This window comes from Actinomadura fulvescens, assembly GCF_039533225.1.
Classification (GTDB): Bacteria; Actinomycetota; Actinomycetes; order Streptosporangiales; family Streptosporangiaceae; genus Spirillospora; species Spirillospora fulvescens.
The window spans coordinates 519,050-535,394 of record NZ_BAAATD010000003.1; the positions used below are offsets into that span (position 1 = coordinate 519,050).

Below are 16,345 nucleotides of genomic sequence, written 5' to 3' on the forward strand. Positions count from 1 at the left end.
GTCACGTCAGGCGCGCCGACCGCGCCCCCGGCGGTGTCCGGGGGCGGCGGCCGGCGCCGCCGCCGCGGGCCGCGGGTCCCTGGGCAGGGGCCTGCTCCGCCGGCCAGCCGGGTGACCGGCCCGAGGAGCACAGCACCGCCTCCCAGGCGTCGCCCGGGCCCAGCGGCAGGTGCGGGACGCCCCAGTGCCACGCCGAGACGAGCAGCTCGGGGTCACGGGGGCGGTAGTCGGTCCCGATCGCCCGGGCGAGGTCCCAGGCGTGCAGGTGCCATTCCACGCAGGCGGCGCCCGCGTGGTCGCCGACGGTGTACTTGGTGCCGCGATAGATCAGGTGGGTGCGGTCCCACATCTCCGGCATCAGGTCGGCGTAGGCGCCGGCCGACACGGTGAACGCCATGATGCGCGACGGCGCGGGCTCGGGCGGCAGGACGGCGAGCTCGGTCGCGTTCTGCCGGGCCTGCTGGCGGATCAGGACGGCGGAGGCGGCGTCCTGGGCGAACAGCTTGGCCAGCCGGCTGTCGGGCGAGTCCTGGAGGTACTCCAGGAAGTTCTCCGCGACACAGCGCAGATGACCGGCCAGGTCGGCGGCCAGCCACTCCGTGCAGGGGGTCGGCACGTTCCAGTCGCCGACCTGGGCCGCCAGCGCCCGGATCGCGTGCACCCCGTCCTGGTAGGACTCGAGTACGCGATGCCGATCAGGCGGCGTGCGCTCCACGTGATTTCCCCCCGCGTTAAGAGCACCGTGACGTTCGTGTGGCCCCTGACGCCGGGCGTTTCCGCCACGCCGGCGCGGTCCTCCCCCGGCCGCCGGCGCAGGGAGCCCCCGGCGATCCCCGAGAGGGTAGATTCTCAGAACTCGGCGGCCGGTGCCACTCGGGTCGGCTGCTGTGTCGCGAAGTCGCGACGCGGGCGGCCGGTCAGACGGCGGCCGCGGGCCGTTCGCGGAAGGTCATCCGGTGCTGCTCCCGCGTGGTGCGGATACGGTCGACCTCGTCGGTCCACGGCTTGACGGCCGGGCGCGCCTTGGCCTGGCGGCGCGCGATCTCCGCGGCGCGCCGGGTCTTGGCGTCCGCCGACGGCGCGGCGTAGGTCTTCGGCCCGGAGGCGACGCGCTCGGCGGCCTCGGCGGCCAGCAGCACCTCGGTCAGCGCCATGTCGAAGGCGACGGCGAGCTCGCGCAGGGCGTCGTCGCCGACGCGGTCGCCGGCGCGCCCGCCGGACTGGGCGGCGCGCAGCGCCTCCTCCGCCTCGGCGGCGGCCCGCAGCCGGTCCTTGTAGGCGTCGGCGAGCCGCTGGTCGGCCTCGTAGGTCTCGATGACGTCCTTGCTGACACGGCGGCCCAGCGGCATGGGTGACTCCTTGCAATCGCGGCTTTCTAGATCCAGCTCCGGGTAAGCGTACGCCCCGGCGTCGGCGTGTCGTGGCGCAGGTCACCCAACGTGTGCCCTTTACGCAGTAAGGTTCTCCCCATGGTCCGACAGCCGGCGATCAACGCCCAGAACCGTGCGCCGCTCAGCATCGAGCGCATCATCGAGGCCGCGCTGCAGATCGTGGACGGCCAGGGGCTCGGCCGCCTCACGATGCGGCGCCTCGGCGACGCCCTGGAGGTGGAGGCGATGGCGATCTACCACCACCTCCCCCGCGGCAAGGAACAGCTGCTGGACGGGCTCGTCGCCCACGTCGCCATCTCCCCGGCCGTCACGCACGGAGCGGCGGACTGGCGCGAGGCCCTGCGCAGGTGGGCCCGCGACTACCGGGCGCGGCTCCTCGGCCACGCCGGGGTCCTGCCGCTGCTGGTCACCAGCCGCAACCCGGCCGCCCTCACCACCACCACGGCCTCGCTCCAGGAGGTGCTGCGGCAGGGCGGCATCCCCGAGGCGACCGCCGCCGTGGCCGCGCACACCCTGCTCGGGTACGTCATCGGGCACACGGCGCTGGAGGTGCGCGGCACGCCGGACGGCACCGGCGAGACCGTCGACTGGGACGCCCGCTTCGACGGCGGGCTCGACCTCGTCCTCGGCGCCGTCTCGCCCTGACCCGGCGGCGGTCAGTCCTCCACCACGATCACTTCGAGGCCGCGGGGGCCGTGCCCGCCCGGCACCCGCGCCAGCTCGACGGCCGTGGTCACCGACGGGCCGGTGATCCAGGTGAGCGGCCGGTACGGGTCGAGACGGGCGACCGCCTCCGGAACGGTCCCGACGATCTGGTCGGCGTGGACCACGCACAGGTGGTGGTCCGGCACGAGCGACAGCGCCCGCCTGCCCTGCGCCCGCCCGCCGTCCAGGACGATCGTCCCCGTCCGCGCGACGGCCACGGCGCAGCCGGTGACCGAGGCGTCCACCGCCCGCAGGGTCGCGACGTCGGTGACCTGCGAGTCCGCCAGGGCGCGCACCCCGTCCAGCTCCGCCAGCCAGCCGTAGGGCAGATCCGCCGGAACGACGATCTGCTTGGCCTCCCGGCCCCACAGCGCGGCGGCGATCGTGGTGCCGAGCTCGTCGGCGCCCACGTGCCGCACGGTCGCCCGCTGGTCGGCGAGCCGCTCGGTGAACAGCGCGATGACATCGGCCCGGCTCGCCGCCTCCTCGGCGCCGAGCCGCCGGCGGTAATCCCGCGGCACCTCCACCGGCGTGCCGCTCGCGGTGCCGAGGGCGTCGCGGACGCGGGCGAGAATCTCCTCCCGGGATCCCATCAGCGTTCCCCCGCGCTGCCCGGCCGCCGTGACCGCCACCAGGAGCGGAAGCTCTCGGCGGGCGGCGCGGGCAGGTCGCGGGCGTCGGTCCATTTGCCGAGCAGGCCGGGCAGCCTCCGGATCCGGCCGCCGCGCGACAGCAGCCGCGCCCAGCGCGTGCCCCGCTGCAGTGACGTCTCGTACCGGCGCCGCTCCCCCATCGTCCACGCGACGGTGCGCATCAGGAGCATCTCCGGCGTCGGCACCGGCCGTCGCCGCCGCGACTCGACCACCTGGCCGCGCAGCCGGACCAGCACGTCCGGGATGTCGATCAGCACGGGGCAGACGTCCGCGCACGCGCCGCACAGCGTGGACGCGTACGGCAGCGATGCCTCGAACGCGCCCTCCACACCGCGCAGCTGAGGGGTGAGGATCGCCCCGATCGGCCCCGGCAGCACCGGGCCGTAGGGTCCGCCGCCGGTGCGCTCGTAGACCGGGCAGACGTTGAGGCAGGCCGAGCAGCGGACGCAGCGCAGTGCCGTGCGGCCCACCTCGTCCGCCAGCGCCCTGGTGCGCCCGTTGTCCAGCAGGACCAGGTGGAGCCGCCGCGGCCCGTCACCGGCAGTGACGCCGGTCCAGGTCGAGACCGACGGGCTCATCCGCCCGCCGCCCGACGCGCGCGGCACCAGTTGCAGGAGGACTTCCATGTCCTCCCACGTGGGCACCACGGACTCGATCCCGGCGACGCAGATCAGCGTCTCGGCGAGCGCCAGGGCCAGGCGACAACCGCCGTCCTGCTCCAGAGCGGCGAGGGTGCCAGTCTCGGCCACCGCGAAGTCGGCGCCGCAGATCGCGACTCCGCAGGCGAGGAGCCGGTCGCGCAGATGGGACCGTGCCATCGCAGCCAGCGCGGCCGGGTCGTCGTCCAGGTCAGGCCCGGCGCCGGGCAGCCCGTTCAGGAACAGCTCGCGGACCTGTGCGCGGTTGCGATGCGCGGACGGCGCCAGCAGGTGCGTCGCGTCCTCTCCTCCCAGGCCGACGATCAGCTCGCCCAGGTCCGTCTCGTACGCGGTGACTCCGGCCTTCGCGAGGGCCTCGGCCAAGCCGATCTCCCGTGTGATCGCGGATGCGGCGGTGATGGCGCCGGTCTCACCGGTCGCTCGGACGAGGCCGTCGATGACGCTCCGCGCCTCGGCGGCGTCGGCCGCCCAGTGCACCGTGCCGCCCGCCTCGGTGACGGCGCGTTCGAGCTCCTCCAACTGGGTGCCGAGGTCGAGGAGCGTCCGGTCCCTGATCGCCCGTCCCGCCTCCCGCAGCTCCTCCCAGTCGGCGGCCTCGCCGGTGGCCGCCGCGGCCCGCGCCCGGAGAGCTCCGGTGGCCGCGCCGAGGTTGCGGCGCTGCCCGGTGTCGGCCAGCGCGGCGCGGGCGCCGGCCGCGAACTTGGGCATGCCGAGCGGCACGGGCGTCATCGTGCCTCCGTGCCCGCGAGGATCTCCGCGAGGTGCATGACCCGGACGCCGCTCCGCAGCCTCGTCAGCGCGCCGCCGATGTGGGTGAGGCAGGAGTTGTCGACCGCGCAGACGACGTCGGCGGCGGCGGCGCGGATGTGCCGGACCTTGTCGGCCACCATCGCCACCGAGAGGTCGGCGTTCTTCATCGCGAACGCGCCGCCGAAGCCGCAGCACTCCTCGGCGGCCGGAAGCTCGGCCAGCTCCAGGCCCTTGACCGCGCGCAGCAGCCGCACCGGCCGGTCACCGACCCGCAGGGCGCGCATCGACTGACAGGTGGGGTGGTAGGTGACGCGGTGCGGGAAGTACGCGCCCACGTCGGTGACGCCGAGAACGTCGACCAGGAACTCGGAGAGCTCGTAGACCGCGAGCTCTTCGACCGCCTTTGCCAGCGCCGTGTCGCCGGCGCCGCGGGCGATGCGCGGATAGGCGTCGCGCACGGTGGCGGCGCAGGACGCGGAGGGCGTCACCACGACGTCGGCGCCGAAGACCCCGGCGAACCGGCGGGCCAGGTCGGCGGCCTCCCGGTGGTAGCCGGTGGTCCAGTGCATCTGGCCACAACAGGTCTGGTCGGGCGGGAACACCACCTCGTGCCCCAATCGTTCGAGCACGGTCGTCACCGCCCGTCCGGTGCCCGGGAACAGCGCGTCGTTGAAACAGGCGACGAACAGCCGCACGCGCATCGCGCCCTCACTCTCCCCCTGTGCCTCCCCGCCCCCAGGGAGCCATCGTAGGAGCACCGGGCACCGCGGACAGGCCGAACATTCCGACCCACTCGGACGGATCGCGGCGCGCCGAGGTCACACCGCGAACCGGGGTGAATCGTTTGTCCGGTGGACGGCGTGTCGTTCTTCGCCCGTTATCGATCAAGGGGAACATTGTGAGTGGCACCTCAGGGTGAGACGGGTCACATCCATCCGGTACCGCGGTACCAAGTCACAACCGTCCCAACGGGCTATGGCCGCGACGATGCGAACCGCATCACACTGGGGAACGTCATAAAGACGACAACAAACCGCACCGAAGTTGAAGACCGGAGGCACGCCGATGTGCCCGCACCAGCCACCCTGTCCCTCTCCTGACGGACCGAACCGCGACGCCGCCCGCACGGTCGTGCACCACCCCGAGCAGGGGTGGAGCCTGCTGTGCAACGGCGTGGTGCTCTTCGAGGACACCGGTGAGCTGCTGCCCGACGGGGAAGTCATCGCACCGCACCGGCCGACGGACCTGATCGCTCCGTCAGCCGCCTGACCTGTTCTCCACACGGGGGACTAGTCCGAACGGGTGATCATCCTCGGGGGCACGCTCACTCGCCCGAGACCTCTGGGCCTTCCCGCAGGCCCAGAGGAGCACGACTCGCACGGCACCACCCACAACCCACCACAGCACCGTCGACGCCCGCTTCGTGCGGGCGTCTTTCGCTTGGCCGTCAGCCGGTGCACTCCTGCGCCAGGGCCGCCCGGCCCTGCCGGACGGCGCCGCTCCAGCGGCGCAGCCACGGCTCGACGGCGGCGCCCACCGCCGCCGGATCCTTCGTGAGATCGTGCCGCTCGCCCGCCAGCACGACCACCTCGGCCGCGTCCGCCGGGTCGGGCACGCCGAACGGGTCACGGTCGCCGTTCACCACGAGCACCTCGACCCCCGCCGAACGCAGCTCGTCGGCCCGCGACCGCTCCGGAGTGCGCGGCGGGTGCAGCGGGAAGGCCAGCGCGATCACCCCGGCCGCCCCCGCCGCCCGGGCGGTGCGGCACGCCACCCGTGCCCCGTTGCTGCGGCCGCCCTGGACGAGCGGCACGGCGCCGCAGCGGTCCCGCAGGACCTTGATGATCTCCAGCCACGCCTCGTCCTGCTTCACCGCCGGGCCCGGGGCACGCCGCCCGGCCGCCCGGAACGGCTGGAGCACCCGCGCGACCGCGCCGCCGAGGCCGAGCGCCACCTCCCGGACGGCCAGCAGATCGGCGGCGTCCACTCCCCCGTTCGACCCGTGGGTCAGCGCCAGCAGGAACGACGGGTCGTCCACCTCGTCCAGGGCGACCCGCGCCAGGCCGTGGGCGGTCTCGATCTCCATGTGACCCACCGTAGCCGCCACGTCCCGGTACGGCAGAATCGCCTCATGACACAGATGACAGACAGTGAGTGGCGCGCGTTCGTGTCGGAGGGCACCCGTACCGGGAAGGTCGCCCTGACCCGTAAGGACGGGGCTCCGCACGTGACGCCCGTCTGGTTCGTGCTGGACGGGCCCGATCTGGTGTTCAACACGGGCAAGGACAGCCTCAAGGGCCGCATCCTGCGGCGCGACCCGCGGATCGCGATCTGCGTGGACGACCAGGAGCCGCCGTACTCCTTCGTCATCGTCAAGGGGGAGGCGGCCCTGTCGGAGGACCTCGACGAGATGCGCGCCTGGGCGACCGCCATCGGCGCCCGTTACATGGGCGAGAAGCGGGGCAAGGAGTTCGGCGAGCGCAACGCGGTGCCCGGCGAGTACCTCGTGCGCGTGCGGATCGACAAGGTCGTCGCCGAACGCGACGTCGCCTCCTGAACCCGCCCGGGCTCGCCGGACCGTCCGGTCAGGCGTCGGGCCAGCCGGGCGGCAGCGGCCGGGCGGGCGTGCCCGTCGCCAGCCGCAGCCGCTCGGCGAAGCTCTCGTGCAGCAGCGGGCCCCAGAGGTAGTCGCTCGGCACCCTGATGGCCCTGCCCAGCAGGTCGTGGGTCTCGGCGGGCGCGGGATCGGCCCCCGGGCCGCCCGCGTACCGGACGGCCAGCAGCGCGTACATGTGATCGAGCGCCCCGAACGCCTCGCCCGCCACCGCGGGGAGCGAACCGTCCGACACCGCCGACTCGACCACCGGCTCCCACCACAGGTCCGCGGGGTCGGCGTCCTCGTCGTCGCCGCCGAAGTCGCGGCGGAGCCGGGCCCGCACCTGGCCCGCCACGCCCGGGTCGGACAGGCCGCGGCGCCACACCTCGCGCGCCTCGTCGCCGCGCCCGCGCAGCGGCAGCGTGCGCGCCAGCAGTTCGGTGGCGAGCGGCCCGACCTCCGGGTCGGCGGCGGCCTCCTCGTCGCCGAGGGCCGCGCCGAACGCGCCGATGGCCTGGTCGAGACAGGAGATGCCGAGGGCCACCGCCAGCCGCGCGTGGGCGTACGGCGCGGACTCGCGGTCGATGACCCTGAGGCCCGCGGTGAGGACGCGCTGGGCGCGTGCCGGTTCGCCGCGTTCGAGCAGCCGCTGGGCGAGGTCGTGGGCCGCCACCGGGCCGTACTCGGCGTCCCCGGTCGCGATCGCCTCCTCCCAGTGCCCGCGCGCGGTCTCGAAGTCGCCCGCGTCGTCGGCCAGCCGGCCGAGCGCCAGGAGGGCCGGCGGCAGGTAGGCGGGGTTGCCGAAGTCGACCACGGCCTGCCAGGCCAGGCCCGCCTCCCGGTGCTCGCCGGCGCGTTCGTGGGTGAGCGCCAGGTGGTAGGCGGCCCGCGGCCCGTACTCGGGGTCGGCGGTGGAGACGGCGATCCGGTCGGCCTCGCGCGCCCCCGTCACGTCGCCGGAGTCGTCGAGGACGACCGCCAGGCCGAGCGCGGCCCGCGCCCGCTCCGGCGTGTCGCCCAGCGCGAGCACCTCCCGGAAAAGCCGGGCGGCCCGGTCGGCCTCACCGTTCTCGGCGAGCCGCCGGGCCTCCTCGCACAGCCGGGCCGGGTCGTCGGGCGTCTTGCTCATGCGGCAGCCTTCTGGGGTCTGGATGGTGCCCAGAGCCTACCGAGAGCGGCCTTCGGCGTCCCGGGACGACACCCGATCCGGCCAAGATCGATCTCGGACCCCGCGCGGCGCGCTCAGTCCTCGAACGCCTCCGGCGGCGGGCAGGAGCAGACGAGGTTGCGGTCGCCGTACGCCTGGTCGATGCGGCGCACCGGCGGCCAGTACTTGTCCTCGCGCAGCGCCGGCACCGGATAGGCGGCCTCCTCACGGGTGTAGGAGTGCTTCCAGTCCTCGGTGACCAGGGTGGCCGCGGTGTGCGGGGCGTTCTTCAGCGGGTTGTCGTCGCGGTCGTACGTGCCGTCCGCGACCCGCTCGATCTCCCGCCTGATCTCGATCATGGCGTCGGCGAACCGGTCGAGCTCGGCGAGGTCCTCGCTCTCGGTCGGCTCGATCATCAGCGTGCCGGCCACCGGGAACGACAGGGTCGGCGCGTGGAAGCCGTAGTCGATCAGCCGCTTGGCGACGTCCTCGGCGGTGATCCCGGTGTCCTTGGTGATCTTGCGGAGGTCGGCGATGCACTCGTGCGCGACCAGGCCGCCCCGGCCGGTGTAGAGGACCGGGTAGTGCGGGGCGAGCCGCGCGGCCAGGTAGTTGGCGCCGAGGATGGCGCTCTCGGTGGCCTCGCGCAGGCCGTCAGGGCCCATCATCGCGATGTAGGCCCACGAGATCGGCAGGATGCCCGCCGAGCCCCACGGCGCCGCCGAGATCGGCCCGACGCCGGCCCCGTCCGGCTCCGCGGCCGGGCCCGCCTCCGCGCGCAGCGGATGGCTCGGCAGGAACGGCGCCAGGTGCTCGCGCACGCCGACCGGGCCGACGCCGGGACCGCCGCCGCCGTGCGGGATGCAGAACGTCTTGTGCAGGTTGAGGTGCGAGACGTCGGAGCCGAACTCGCCCGGCCGGGCCAGGCCCACCAGCGCGTTGAGGTTGGCGCCGTCGACGTAGACCTGTCCGCCCGCGTCGTGCACCGACTTGCACACGTCGGTGATGGTCTCCTCGAACACGCCGTGCGTGGACGGGTACGTCACCATGATCGCGGACAGCTGCGCGCGGTGCTTGTCGATCTTGGCGTGCAGGTCGTCCAGATCGATGTTGCCCCGCTCGTCGCACTTGACCACGACGACCTTCATGCCCGCCATGACGGCGCTGGCGGCGTTGGTGCCGTGCGCCGAGGACGGGATCAGGCAGATCGTCCGGTCCTGGTCGCCGCGGGAGGCGTGGTAGCCGCGGATGGCCAGGAGCCCGGCCAGCTCGCCCTGCGAACCGGCGTTGGGCTGGACCGACACCTTCGCGTAGCCGGTGAGCTCGGCGAGCCAGGTCTCCAGCTCGCCGATCAGCTCCAGGTAGCCCTGGACCTGCTCGACGGGCGCGAACGGGTGGATGTCCGCGAACTCCGGCCAGGTGATCGGCTCCATCTCGGTGGTGGCGTTCAGCTTCATCGTGCAGGAGCCGAGCGGGATCATCGACCGGTCCAGCGCGATGTCGCGGTCCTGCAGCTTGCGCAGGTAGCGCAGCATGGCGGTCTCGGAGCGGTGCGCGTGGAACACCGGGTGGGTGAGGTAGGGGCTCTCGCGGCGCAGCACCTCGGGAATCGCCTGCGCGGCGGGCTCCGGCGCCGGCCCGGCCGGCCCGAACGCGGCGAGCACCGCGGCCACGTCGTCGGCGCCGGTGGTCTCGTCGCACGCGATCGCGAGATGGTCGTCGTCCACGAAACGCAGGTTGCGGCCGTTCTCCAGGGCCTTGGCGAGGATCTCGCGGGCGCGTCCGGGCACCCGCACGAGGACGGTGTCGAAGAAAGAGGCGTGGACGACCTCGGCGCCCGCCCGGCGGAGCCCCTCCGCGATCGCGGCGGCGTGCCCGTGGGTGCGCTCGGCGATCGCGGCCAGGCCCTCGGGGCCGTGGTAGACGGCGTACATGCTCGCCATGACGGCGAGCAGCACCTGCGCGGTGCAGATGTTGCTGGTGGCCTTCTCGCGCCGGATGTGCTGCTCGCGGGTCTGCAGCGCCAGCCGGTAGGCGGTGGCGCCGTCGGCGTCGACGGACACGCCGACCAGGCGGCCCGGCAGCTGCCGCTGGATGCCCTCGCGGACGGCCATGTAGCCCGCGTGCGGGCCGCCGAAGCCGTAGGGCACGCCGAAACGCTGCGACGAGCCGACGACGATGTCGGCGCCTGACTCGCCGGGCGGCCGCAGGAGGGTCAGCGCGAGCAGATCGGCGGCGACGACCACCTGGGCGCCGCGCTCGTGCGCGGCGGCGGTGACGGGCTCCAGGTCGCGCACCGCGCCGGAGGCGCCCGGGTACTGCAGGAGCACGCCGAAGAAGTCGCCGTCGGGCAGGCCGCCGGACAGGTCGGCGGTGACGACCTCGATGCCGAGCGGGACGGCGCGCGTCCGGATGACCTCGATCGTCTGCGGCAGCGCGTCGGCGTCGACCAGGAACGCGCCCGGGTCCTTGCGCTTGGACACCCGGTGCGCGAGCGCCATCGCCTCGGCCGCGGCGGTCCCCTCGTCCAGCAGCGAGGCGTTCGCGACCGGCAGCCCGGTCAGGTCGCTCACCACGGTCTGGAAGTTGAGCAGCGCCTCCAGCCGGCCCTGGGAGATCTCGGGCTGGTACGGGGTGTAGGCGGTGTACCAGCCGGGGTTCTCCAGGACGTTGCGCAGGATGACACCCGGCGTGTGCGTGCCGTGGTAGCCAAGGCCGATCATGGAGCGCACGACGGTGTTCCTGGCGGCGAACTCGCGCAGCCGCGCGATGGCCTGCGGCTCGCTCAGCGCCGGCGGCAGGTCCAGCGGCCGGTCGGTCCGGATCGCGCCGGGCACCGCGTCGCCGATCAGCGCCTCGGCGCTCGAATAGCCGATGGCCGCCAGCATCCGGGACTGGTCGTCGGGAGACGGCCCGATGTGCCGGTCGGCGAACGTGGACCGTGGGTGCTGCGGCGACGCCACCGGGGCGAAGTACTGGGCGGTCATTGGGGAAACCCTCCTGGGCTGCTGCGGTCGCTCAGGGCCGCCGTCGGCCCCGCTGGGCCGATGGCCGGTCTCCCCCTCTGTCATGGGCACCTGAGAGCTTCACCCGCGGAGCGGGGTTTCCCCTTCGGTGAGGATCCAACCCTCCGCCGAGGGATGGACGCCTGCTTTCCAGAGGTGCCTCGCCCAGCGGTCCTTTTGCCTGAGAGGTTCCGGGGAGGGTTGCCCCTTCGGCGCTCCACGCTGGCGGCGTGGAGTCTCTCCCGCACAGGGTCGACGGCATGTCCTGAAGGGAACTCTATCCAAAGACGACCGAAACGATCGACACGGCCCGCGGGCGCGGGCCCATGATCGGCGTTACCGGCCGGACGCGTACGATATGCACAGCTCACAGAGCCGCGGACCGGCCGCGGGCCGGGGAGCGAGACGAACAGGTGAGTCGGGTGAGACCGCACGGGGCGGGATGGCCCACCCCGCTCGACGAGGTGGCGCCGGGTCTGGGACGCTGATCACAGTGATGGTTCCGGACGGTGGTGCGGCATGACACAGGGCGTGACGCACGGCACGCGAAAGGGCGCCTCCGAGGCCCCGAGCGAGGCGCCCGAGCGCAGGCCCGGCGCCGCCGTCGCCGTGCCCGTCGACGAGCCCGCCCAGCCCGAGCGCATCCGCCGCCCGGGCGACGCCCTCCGGTTCGTGGCCGCCGTCGCCGGTCTCGCCGCGGTCCTGCTGCTGGTCTCGATCGCCCAGGGCACCGCGACCGGCCTGCAGAGCGACATCAAGGGGAGCACCGAGCGCGCCCCCCGGTTCCTGCTGACCATGGCCACGCTGATCTCCAGCTTCGGCGTGCTGGCCGTGCCGGTGGCGTTCGCGATCGAGCGGCTGTTCCGCAAGGACGGGGTACGGGTCGCGATCGCGCTGCTGGCCGCGGTGATCGCGTTCGTGCTCACCATCGTCCTGGACGACTGGGTGGTCCCCGTCGCACCCGGCGGCGTGCTGGACTCCCTCATCTGGGGCGACAGCAAGACCGCGCCCGTGCACACCGACATCACACCGGTCATCGCGTTCGTCACGGCGGTGGGGATGGCCGGCCGGGCACGCTGGCAGGCCGCCGTCTGGACCATGATCGGACTGGCGGCGCTGACCGGCCTGACCGCCTCGTACGCCTCGGTGGCGGCGCTGGCGGCCACCTACTTCCTCGGGCGGGCCATCGGCCACGGCACGCTGTACGCCGTCGGCACGCCCAATCCGCGCCCGTCCGGCACCGCCGTCATGAACGCCCTGGCGAAACTGGGCTACCGGCCGGTTCACGCCCGCCGCGTCCCCACTCCGGCGGACGAGCCCCGCGCCTACGACGTGGCGGTCGAGCAGGGCACCGGCCGGCGCCTTCCCCACGGCGACTGGCAGCTGCGGGTCGTCGTCCTGGACCGTGATCAGCAGACCGCCGGGCTCTTCTACCGGGTGTGGCGCCTGGTCCGGCTCCGCGCGGCGACGCCCCGGCGGGCCCTGCGGTCGCTGCGCCGATCGCTGGAGCAGGAGGCCCTCATGGCCTACGCGGTCCACTCGGCGGACGCCCGGACGCCCCGCCTGCTCGGGACCTCCGAGGTGGGCACCGAGGCCGCCCTGCTCGCCTACGAGCACGTCTCGGGCCCCACCCTCGACAGGCTCGCGGACGACGAGATCACCGACGAGCTCCTCGTCGACATCTGGCGCCAGTTCCAGCGCCTCCAGGCCGGGCGCCTCGCCCACCGGCGCCTGGAGGGCGAGGCCATCCAGGTCACCGAGGGCCGGGCCCACCTGATCCACCTGCGCGTCGGCGAGATCGCCGCCGGTGACCTGGCGCTGCGCCTCGACCTCGCCCAGCTCCTGACCACGCTCGCGCTGCGCGTCGGGCCCGAACGGGCGGTCGCGACCGCCTCGCCCGTCATCGGCGACGGCACGCTGGCCGGAGTCGTGCCGATGCTCCAGCGGGTCGCCCTCACCCGCGCCACCCGGGCGGCGCTGCGGCACGACAAGGACCTGCTGACCCGCATCCGCGACCAGATCCTGCGCCTGAAGCCCGAGGGCGAGGCCCCGCCGATCCGGCTGGAGCGGTTCCGCCCGCGCACGATCGTCAGCATCGTGGCCCTCACGCTCGCGGCCTACATCATCGTTCCGCAGCTCAGCAGCGTCAATCTAGGCCAGCTGCTGTCGTCGGCCGAGTGGTGGTGGGCCGCGGTCGGCCTCGCCGCGTCCGCCGTCACCTTCGTGGCCGCGGCGTGGATGCTCATCGGCTTCGTGCCCGAGCGGCTTCCCCTGTGGCGCACGGTCCTGGTCCAGCTGGCCGCGTCGTTCGTCAAGCTGGTGGCGCCGGCCGCCGTCGCGGGCGTGGCGCTCAACACCCGCTACCTCCAGCGCTCCGGGGTGCGTCCCGGGCCGGCGGTGGCCAGCGTCGGCGCCTCGCAGCTGATGGGCCTGGCCACGCACATCCTGCTGCTGATCCTCTTCGGCTTCGTCACCGGCTCCACGACGAACGCCACCAAGGACCTGGCCCCGTCCCGGACGATCGTCATCATCCTGCTGGCGCTCGCCGTGACCGCCGGGATCGCGCTGACGATCCCGAAGGTGCGGCGGTTCGTCGCGGCCCGGCTGAAGAGCATGTTCTCCGGGGTCGTGCCCCGGCTGATGGACGTGCTCCAGTCACCCAGGAAGCTGATCACCGGCATGGGCGGCATCGTCCTGCTCAGCGCCGCCTTCGTCGTCTGCCTGGACAGCTCCATCCGCGCGTTCGGCGGTGCGCTGCCCCTCACCACGGTGATCGTGGTCTTCCTGACCGCCAACGCGGTCGGCTCCGCCGCGCCCACCCCGGGCGGCCTGGGCGCCGTCGAGGGTGCCCTGACCCTCGCGCTGACGCTCGCCGGCCTCAGCGCCGAGACGGCGACGTCGGCCGTGCTGCTCTACCGGCTGCTGACGCTGTGGCTGCCGGTGCTCCCGGGCTGGGCCGCGTTCGCGTACCTGCAGCGCAAGGAAGCGATCTAACCTGTCTTGCGGACCCGGCGCCGGTGCGCCAGCTCGTCGCGCGGGTGATCGTCGTCATCGTCGGTCGCGGCCCGTTCCCCCGGCAGCTCCGCGAGGCTGCCCTCGACCTCCTGCCAGACCCGCCCGAGGGCGATGCCGAAGACGCCCTGCCCCCCTTGGAGCAGATCGACGACCTCGTCTGGCGACGTGCACTCGTAGACGCTCACGCCGTCGCTCATGAGCGTGATCTGCGCCAGGTCGTTGACCCCCCGGTCGCGCAGGTGCGTGACCGCGGTACGGATCTGCTGCAGCGACACACCCGTGTCCAGCAGCCGTTTGACCACCTTGAGGACCAGGATGTCGCGGAAGCTGTAGAGCCGCTGGCTGCCCGACCCGTGCGCCGCCCGCACGCTCGGCTCGACGAGCCCGGTGCGCGCCCAGTAGTCCAGCTGCCGATAGGTGATCCCGGCCGCGGAGCACGCGGTGGGCCCGCGGTAGCCGACATCCTCGGGCGGCGACGACACCTCGGTGTCGAACAGCAGTCCCTGCTCCCCGGCACGCTGAGAGGCCATGTGCCTGTCGGGGGTCGCCTTGCCCTCGCCGCTGCTCACCGCCACGCGGACCTCCGGCTTCTATCAGCCCGCCGCGCTCCGTCAAGGGGGTTTGACGAATTACACCACGGGTGTTCCACCAGCACGGTAGGTGCCGGTCAGGGTGTGGTCAACGTTCAACGTCGGCGCGTCGCATGCCCGGATGAACCGGCTTCACGTGGGCAAATCACGCACCGCACTCCCCAGGCACTCCTACCCACGTGATTACCCAGCGGAAACAGCACCCTCACCCCCGATCCCCGACCACCCGCCCCCGAACATGATCTTGTAGAGCGAAAACCTTTACCTAACCCCTGAGGGCATGCACCACGGAAGGGGCGGGGGCGTGGGGGCGGAGCCCCCACATCGGGGGTTCCAGGGGGTCGCCAGCTCCGTGCAACGGCGAACACAGCTGGGCTAGCACGAGGACTCGGGAGATCGGGGAAAACGCCCGGAGGGCGTTGACCACTATCCAGCTCTTCCGAAGTCCTCCGGCGAGATGGTGTCGAGGAACTCGCGGAACTTCTCGACCTCGTCCTCCTGCTCGTCGGGGATGGCGACCCCGGCCTCCTCAAGGACGTCCTCGCTGGCGAAGATGGTGGCCCCGGTGCGCAGGGCCAGGGCGATCGAGTCGGAGGGGCGGGCGCTCACCTCGACGCCGTTGGAGAACACCAGGTCCGCGAAGAAGATCCCTTCGCGGAGCGCGATGATGTTGACCGTGCGCAGCTGGACGCTCAGCGCGTCGAGGACGTCGCGGAACAGGTCATGGGTCAGCGGGCGCGCCGGCAGGACGCCCTGCTGGGCGAAGGCGATCGCGGTCGCCTCCACCGCCCCGATCCAGATGGGCAGGTACCGATCACCGTCCGTCTCCTTCAACAGGACGATCGGCTGATTGGAGGGCATCTCGACCCGGACGCCGACGACCTCCATCTGCTTCACTGCGGCTCCCTGCTGGTCCTCGCTGTCTCGATCACCAATTGCCCAGATCTGTTCGTCACCGAACCCTGTAGCCAACGTACACCCGACCCCCGACACGGGGGCGCGCGGACGGCCCGGCAATAACCTCCGGGGGCTTCATGATCACGGGTCAAGGCTTTCGCGCAGGCCCGTGGCCAGCAGCGCCGCGTGCAGCCGGACCGACAGATCGGCGATCTCGCGGGCCGCCGAGGCCGCCTGCTCGTGCGCCTCGGGGCTGCGGCGGCGCAGCTGCGGCGCGATCACCTGTTCGATCAGGCCGACGTGCCGGTCGGCGGCGGCCTTGAGGGCGCGCAGGTTGCGGACCTCGACGCCGAACGCGCCGAGCGCGGCGGCGGCGCGGGCGATCGTGAGGGCCTCGCCGTCGTAGTGCCCGCCCGCGCGGGCCACCAGCCCGTAGTCCTCCAGGCTGCTCAGGAGGTCCTCGTCGATCCCGGCACCGTCGAGGAGCTGGCGCCGGGTGAGGCGCACGGCGGGCTCCGGCGCGCCGGAGCCGGCCGCCACGAGCGTGCGCGGACGGCGTTCCTGGACGGGGACCCGCCGGCCGCCGTCCAGGGGCGGCACGGCCTCGCCGCGGTCCTGCGCGTCCAGCCGCTGCTTGATCACTCGCAGCGGCAGGTAGTGGTCGCGCTGGGCGGTGAGGATGTACCGCAGCCGGTCGACGTCGGCCTGGCCGAACTTGCGGTAGCCCGAGGGGCTGCGCTGCGGCTCGATCAGGCCCTCGGCCTCCAGAAAGCGGATCTTGGAGATGGTGATGTCGGGAAAGTCGGCCCGGAGCAGGCCGAGGACGTCCCCGATCGTCATCAGGGCACGGGCCGGCTGCGCGTTCATGGGCCCTCCCCTCGTCCCCGTGGCGGTCTCCCGCCCGGCGTGCCGCCCGTCACCCCGCGCGCGGCCGGCC

At 73.4% G+C, this 16,345-nt stretch carries 15 protein-coding genes and 2 riboswitches; of the genes, 4 read left to right on the forward strand and 11 right to left on the reverse strand.

The window, feature by feature from the left end; translation table 11 throughout:
* Position 1: 1 nt before the first annotated feature.
* On the reverse strand, positions 2–715 hold the full coding sequence (locus tag ABD333_RS14480; protein ID WP_344541223.1) for a maleylpyruvate isomerase N-terminal domain-containing protein: 714 nt from the start codon (positions 713–715) through the stop codon (positions 2–4).
* 202 nt (positions 716–917) lie between these two features.
* Positions 918–1,349, reverse strand: coding sequence for a plectin (locus ABD333_RS14485; RefSeq protein WP_344541225.1), 432 nt, complete (start codon positions 1,347–1,349; stop codon positions 918–920).
* A 120-nt stretch (positions 1,350–1,469) separates the two neighbouring features.
* On the opposite strand from ABD333_RS14485, the gene ABD333_RS14490 reads away from it, so the two are divergent.
* Positions 1,470–2,036, forward strand: coding sequence for a TetR/AcrR family transcriptional regulator (locus ABD333_RS14490; protein WP_344541227.1), 567 nt, complete (start codon positions 1,470–1,472; stop codon positions 2,034–2,036).
* 11 nt (positions 2,037–2,047) lie between these two features.
* Here ABD333_RS14490 and ABD333_RS14495 read toward each other — a convergent pair whose 3' ends face one another.
* The 3 genes from ABD333_RS14495 to ABD333_RS14505 are packed head-to-tail and all read right to left on the reverse strand — an operon-like array spanning position 2,048 to position 4,859.
* Entirely contained in the window at positions 2,048–2,689 is a 642-nt protein-coding gene (locus ABD333_RS14495; RefSeq protein WP_344541229.1) for a LutC/YkgG family protein, read from the reverse strand.
* Complete coding sequence (locus tag ABD333_RS14500; RefSeq protein WP_344541230.1) at positions 2,689–4,137, reverse strand: LUD domain-containing protein; 1,449 nt, start codon at positions 4,135–4,137, stop codon at positions 2,689–2,691. The genes ABD333_RS14495 and ABD333_RS14500 overlap by 1 nt, the downstream gene beginning before the upstream one ends.
* Entirely contained in the window at positions 4,134–4,859 is a 726-nt protein-coding gene (locus ABD333_RS14505; protein WP_344541232.1) for a (Fe-S)-binding protein, read from the reverse strand. Before ABD333_RS14505 ends, ABD333_RS14500 begins: the two co-directional genes overlap by 4 nt.
* 364 nt (positions 4,860–5,223) lie before the next feature.
* Here ABD333_RS14505 and ABD333_RS14510 point away from each other — a divergent pair, with 364 nt between their 5' ends.
* On the forward strand, positions 5,224–5,427 hold the full coding sequence (locus ABD333_RS14510; RefSeq protein WP_344541572.1) for a DUF5999 family protein: 204 nt from the start codon (positions 5,224–5,226) through the stop codon (positions 5,425–5,427).
* Between the two features lie 178 nt (positions 5,428–5,605).
* Here ABD333_RS14510 and ABD333_RS14515 read toward each other — a convergent pair whose 3' ends face one another.
* Positions 5,606–6,244: an alpha/beta hydrolase family protein gene (locus ABD333_RS14515; RefSeq protein ID WP_344541234.1), complete on the reverse strand. Its 639-nt coding sequence runs from the start codon at positions 6,242–6,244 to the stop codon at positions 5,606–5,608.
* A gap of 45 nt (positions 6,245–6,289) precedes the next feature.
* Between ABD333_RS14515 and ABD333_RS14520 the strand changes: the two genes are divergently transcribed.
* Positions 6,290–6,715: a PPOX class F420-dependent oxidoreductase gene (locus ABD333_RS14520; protein WP_344541235.1), complete on the forward strand. Its 426-nt coding sequence runs from the start codon at positions 6,290–6,292 to the stop codon at positions 6,713–6,715.
* Between the two features lie 28 nt (positions 6,716–6,743).
* Here the strand turns inward: ABD333_RS14520 and ABD333_RS14525 are convergent, their stop codons facing one another.
* A complete protein-coding gene (locus ABD333_RS14525; protein ID WP_344541236.1) occupies positions 6,744–7,883 on the reverse strand; it encodes a tetratricopeptide repeat protein in 1,140 nt (379 codons plus the stop codon).
* 113 nt (positions 7,884–7,996) lie between these two features.
* The gene (gcvP, locus tag ABD333_RS14530) at positions 7,997–10,888 is read right to left on the reverse strand and encodes an aminomethyl-transferring glycine dehydrogenase (protein ID WP_344541237.1); all 2,892 of its coding nucleotides are present in this window, start codon (positions 10,886–10,888) and stop codon (positions 7,997–7,999) included.
* Between the two features lie 70 nt (positions 10,889–10,958).
* Positions 10,959–11,065: riboswitch (glycine riboswitch) on the reverse strand.
* Positions 11,066–11,161, reverse strand: a riboswitch (glycine riboswitch).
* 264 nt (positions 11,162–11,425) lie between these two features.
* Between gcvP and ABD333_RS14535 the strand changes: the two genes are divergently transcribed.
* Entirely contained in the window at positions 11,426–13,900 is a 2,475-nt protein-coding gene (locus tag ABD333_RS14535) for a flippase-like domain-containing protein (RefSeq protein ID WP_344541238.1), read from the forward strand.
* Here the strand turns inward: ABD333_RS14535 and ABD333_RS14540 are convergent.
* The 3 genes from ABD333_RS14540 to ftsR form a co-directional block, all read right to left on the reverse strand.
* Positions 13,897–14,496, reverse strand: a complete 600-nt coding sequence (locus ABD333_RS14540) for a MerR family transcriptional regulator (RefSeq protein WP_344541239.1) — start codon at positions 14,494–14,496, stop codon at positions 13,897–13,899. The two genes, ABD333_RS14535 and ABD333_RS14540, sit on opposite strands and share 4 nt — an antisense overlap.
* A gap of 441 nt (positions 14,497–14,937) precedes the next feature.
* On the reverse strand, positions 14,938–15,408 hold the full coding sequence (locus tag ABD333_RS14545) for a bifunctional nuclease family protein (protein ID WP_151570878.1): 471 nt from the start codon (positions 15,406–15,408) through the stop codon (positions 14,938–14,940).
* A gap of 141 nt (positions 15,409–15,549) precedes the next feature.
* Positions 15,550–16,275 carry a transcriptional regulator FtsR gene (gene ftsR, locus ABD333_RS14550; RefSeq protein WP_344541240.1) on the reverse strand — a complete coding sequence of 242 codons (726 nt, stop codon included), beginning with the start codon at positions 16,273–16,275 and terminating at the stop codon, positions 15,550–15,552.
* Positions 16,276–16,345 lie beyond the last annotated feature (70 nt).

Excerpts from the sequence above, each read along its gene's own strand:
- ABD333_RS14485 (WP_344541225.1), bottom strand. The coding sequence starts at position 1,349 with ATGCCGCTGGGCCGCCGTGTCAGCAAGGACGTCATCGAGACCTACGAG.
- ABD333_RS14500 (WP_344541230.1), bottom strand. The coding sequence starts at position 4,137 with ATGACGCCCGTGCCGCTCGGCATGCCCAAGTTCGCGGCCGGCGCCCGC.
- ABD333_RS14535 (WP_344541238.1), top strand. The coding sequence starts at position 11,426 with ATGACACAGGGCGTGACGCACGGCACGCGAAAGGGCGCCTCCGAGGCC.
- ABD333_RS14510 (WP_344541572.1), top strand. The coding sequence starts at position 5,224 with ATGTGCCCGCACCAGCCACCCTGTCCCTCTCCTGACGGACCGAACCGC.
- ftsR (WP_344541240.1), bottom strand. The coding sequence starts at position 16,275 with ATGAACGCGCAGCCGGCCCGTGCCCTGATGACGATCGGGGACGTCCTC.
- ABD333_RS14505 (WP_344541232.1), bottom strand. The coding sequence starts at position 4,859 with ATGCGCGTGCGGCTGTTCGTCGCCTGTTTCAACGACGCGCTGTTCCCG.
- ABD333_RS14490 (WP_344541227.1), top strand. The coding sequence starts at position 1,470 with ATGGTCCGACAGCCGGCGATCAACGCCCAGAACCGTGCGCCGCTCAGC.
- ABD333_RS14520 (WP_344541235.1), top strand. The coding sequence starts at position 6,290 with ATGACACAGATGACAGACAGTGAGTGGCGCGCGTTCGTGTCGGAGGGC.
- ABD333_RS14495 (WP_344541229.1), bottom strand. The coding sequence starts at position 2,689 with ATGGGATCCCGGGAGGAGATTCTCGCCCGCGTCCGCGACGCCCTCGGC.
- ABD333_RS14515 (WP_344541234.1), bottom strand. The coding sequence starts at position 6,244 with ATGGAGATCGAGACCGCCCACGGCCTGGCGCGGGTCGCCCTGGACGAG.
- ABD333_RS14525 (WP_344541236.1), bottom strand. The coding sequence starts at position 7,883 with ATGAGCAAGACGCCCGACGACCCGGCCCGGCTGTGCGAGGAGGCCCGG.
- gcvP (WP_344541237.1), bottom strand. The coding sequence starts at position 10,888 with ATGACCGCCCAGTACTTCGCCCCGGTGGCGTCGCCGCAGCACCCACGG.